This is a genomic window from Isoptericola hypogeus (assembly GCF_039531145.1).
Taxonomy (GTDB): Bacteria; Actinomycetota; Actinomycetes; order Actinomycetales; family Cellulomonadaceae; genus Isoptericola; species Isoptericola hypogeus.
Genome location: NZ_BAAAPM010000003.1, coordinates 391,490 through 394,715, shown reverse-complemented (window position 1 = coordinate 394,715; position 3,226 = coordinate 391,490). Strand labels below are relative to the sequence as shown.

Below are 3,226 nucleotides of genomic sequence, written 5' to 3'. Positions count from 1 at the left end.
CGCGGGGCGGTAGGCCCGGGGGAACGGGCGGTGCGCGGTCAGGCGGCGCGGCCCGCCCGCTCGACGGCGGTGCGCAGTGCGGGCAGGTCCCCGCCGGCGTCGTGCAGCGCGGCCTCGAGCACGCGGCCGCCGGGGCAGTCGGCGCGCACGACGCCCAGCAGGAGGTGGGTGCTGTCGATGCCCTTGGCCTTCAGCCGGATCGCCTCGCGCAGGGCGAGCTCGAGGGCCTTCTTGGCGTCGTCGGTGAACGGGACGTGCCTGCCACGCCGGCCGTGCTTCGCTCCCGCCCGGTCGAGCGCGCCGGTGCCGAAGACCTCGTCCGTGCGGCGTCGGACCTCGTCGAGGTCGACACCCACCGCGGCGAGGGCGTCGGCGTCGAGCGCCTCGCCCTCGCTGATGGCGGTCCGGGCACGGCCGGCGACGTCCGCCGGGTCGAGGCCGGCGGCACCCAGGCCCGACGCGGCGGGCCCCTCGCCCTCGGCGAGCGCGACCAGCAGGTGCCGGGTGTCGATCGTCGCGGACCGCAGGCCGGTCGCGACCTGCTGCGCGTCGACGACGGCCCCGCGGGCCTCCTTGGTGAAACTCTCGAACATCAGATCCTCCTGCCGTGCTTCTTGTGGACCGCCTGCTTGGAGACGCCGAGCGCGTCGGCGACCTCCTGCCACGACCAGCCGAGGCCCCGGGCGCGCTCCACCTGGAGCGTCTCGAGGCGGTCGGCGAGGTCGCGCAGCGCGCGGACGGCGCGCAGGCCCTCGGTGGGATCGTCGCCGGCTGCCGCGCCGACGAGCGTCTTCTCGGTCATGCGTCAACCATGGTTGACACAGCACGGTCTGTCAACCTCGGTTGACGTTGCGGGCGGCCGCGGCGTTGTGGGATCGCTCACGGTCAGCCGGGGTTCCTGGGCCGACGTACCCGCCGGGACGCCGGTCGGACTACCCTGTTCGAGGATGTCTTGACGTCGAGACATCGCTCGTGCCGGCCTCTGTCGACCCAGAGGCATCACCGATGGAAGGACGCAGCAGGGTGGACCTGTTCGAATACCAGGCTCGCGACATCTTCGAGAAGCACGGCGTCCCCGTGCTGGGCGGCGTCGTCGCGACGACCCCCGAAGAGGCTCGCGCAGGTGCTCAGGAGCTCGGCGGCGGCACCGTCGTCGTCAAGGCCCAGGTGAAGGTCGGCGGCCGCGGCAAGGCCGGCGGCGTCAAGCTGGCGCACTCGCCCGAGGAGGCCGCCGAGAAGGCGACCGAGATCCTCGGCATGGACATCAAGGGCCACACGGTCCATCGCGTGATGGTCGCGCAGGGCGCCAAGATCGCCGAGGAGTTCTACTTCTCGGTGCTCCTGGACCGCGCGAACCGCAACTACCTCGCCATGTGCTCCGTCGAGGGCGGCATGGAGATCGAGCAGCTCGCCGTCGAGCGTCCCGAGGCGCTCGCGCGGATCGCCGTCGACCCGATCGTGGGCATCGACGAGGCCAAGGCCGCGGAGATCGTGGACGCCGCCGGCTTCGCCGAGGACCTCAAGGCCCCCGTCGCCGACGTCATCCGCAAGCTCTGGACCGTGTTCACCGCCGAGGACGCCACGCTGGTCGAGGTGAACCCGCTGGTCCGCACGGAGGACGGAGCGATCGTCGCCCTCGACGGCAAGGTCTCGCTCGACGAGAACGCCTCCGAGGTCCGGCACCCGGACCACGAGGCGCTCGAGGACAAGGAGTCGGCCGACCCGCTCGAGGCCAAGGCGAAGGCGAACGGCCTCAACTACGTCAAGCTCGACGGCGAGGTCGGCATCATCGGCAACGGCGCGGGCCTCGTGATGAGCACGCTCGACGTCGTCGCCTACGCCGGCGAGGAGCACGGCGGCGTCAAGCCCGCCAACTTCCTCGACATCGGCGGCGGCGCGAACGCGCAGGTCATGGCGAACGGGCTGGACGTCATCCTGCACGACCCGCAGGTCAAGTCCGTGTTCGTCAACGTCTTCGGCGGCATCACCGCCTGCGACGAGGTCGCCAAGGGCATCGTGGGCGCGCTGGAGATCCTCGGCGACGAGGCCACCAAGCCGCTGGTCGTCCGCCTCGACGGCAACAACGTCGACCTGGGCCGCCAGATCCTCACCGACGCGGCGCACCCGCTGGTGACCCTGGCCGAGACCATGGACGGCGGCGCGGCGAAGGCCGCCGAGCTGGCGTTCCTCTGAGCGCCGCCCCGTCCGACTTCCAGGCCGACTTCGAAAGCTGACGAGAACACCATGTCGATCTACCTGAACTCCGACTCGAAGATCATCGTCCAGGGCATCACCGGCGGGATGGGTGCCAAGCACACCGCCCTGATGCTCGACTCCGGCGCGCAGATCGTGGGCGGCGTCAACGCCCGCAAGGCCGGCACCACCGTGACCCACAAGGACCACGACGGCAACGACGTCACGCTGCCCGTGTTCGGCACCGTCAAGGAGGCGATGGCGGAGACCGGCGCGAACGTGTCCGTGCTCTTCGTGCCGCCGGCCTTCACCAAGGACGCCGCCATCGAGGCCGTCGACGCCGAGATGCCGCTCATCGTCGTCATCACCGAGGGCGTGCCGGTCCAGGACTCCGCCGAGGTCTTCGCCTACCTGCAGGGCAAGAAGACCCGGATGATCGGGCCGAACTGCCCGGGCATCATCACGCCGGGCGAGTCGCTCGCCGGCATCACGCCGCACACCATCACGGGCAAGGGCCCCATCGGCCTCGTGTCGAAGTCGGGCACCCTGACCTACCAGATGATGTACGAGCTGAAGGACCTCGGGTTCTCCACCGCCATCGGCATCGGCGGCGACCCGGTCATCGGCACCACGCACATCGACGCGCTCGAGGCCTTCGAGAACGACCCGGAGACCAAGGCGATCGTCATGATCGGCGAGATCGGCGGCGACGCCGAGGAGCGTGCGGCGGCCTACATCGCCGAGCACGTCACCAAGCCGGTCGTCGGCTACGTCGCGGGCTTCACCGCCCCCGAGGGCAAGACGATGGGCCACGCCGGCGCCATCGTGTCCGGCTCGGCCGGCACCGCCCAGGCGAAGAAGGAGGCCCTCGAGGCCGTCGGCGTCAAGGTCGGCAAGACGCCGTCCGAGACCGCCGAGCTCATGCGCGAGATCCTGCAGTCGCTCTGACGAAGGCCGTCGCCGGTCGAGCCTGACGAAGGCCGTCGCCGGTCGAGCCTGACGAAGGCCGTCGCCGGTCGAGCCTGTCGAGACC

At 71.1% G+C, this 3,226-nt stretch carries 4 protein-coding genes; 2 read left to right on the top strand and 2 right to left on the bottom strand.

Annotation, left to right across the window (positions count from 1 at the left end; all coding sequences use genetic code 11):
- Window positions 1-38 precede the first annotated feature (38 nt).
- Both ABD254_RS04070 and ABD254_RS04065 read right to left on the bottom strand, forming a co-directional pair.
- Window positions 39-593: a Clp protease N-terminal domain-containing protein gene (locus tag ABD254_RS04070; RefSeq protein WP_344245909.1), complete on the bottom strand. Its 555-nt coding sequence runs from the start codon at window positions 591-593 to the stop codon at window positions 39-41.
- Window positions 593-802 (bottom strand): RNA polymerase subunit sigma-70, encoded by a 210-nt coding sequence (locus tag ABD254_RS04065; protein ID WP_344245907.1) that lies wholly within the window; start codon window positions 800-802, stop codon window positions 593-595. Before ABD254_RS04065 ends, ABD254_RS04070 begins: the two co-directional genes overlap by 1 nt.
- A gap of 221 nt (window positions 803-1,023) precedes the next feature.
- On the opposite strand from ABD254_RS04065, the gene sucC reads away from it, so the two are divergent.
- Together sucC and sucD are read left to right on the top strand one after the other, a co-directional pair.
- Window positions 1,024-2,193, top strand: coding sequence for an ADP-forming succinate--CoA ligase subunit beta (gene sucC, locus ABD254_RS04060; RefSeq protein WP_344245906.1), 1,170 nt, complete (start codon window positions 1,024-1,026; stop codon window positions 2,191-2,193).
- Between the two features lie 51 nt (window positions 2,194-2,244).
- Window positions 2,245-3,141 (top strand): succinate--CoA ligase subunit alpha, encoded by an 897-nt coding sequence (gene sucD, locus ABD254_RS04055; RefSeq protein ID WP_344245904.1) that lies wholly within the window; start codon window positions 2,245-2,247, stop codon window positions 3,139-3,141.
- Window positions 3,142-3,226: the final 85 nt, after the last annotated feature.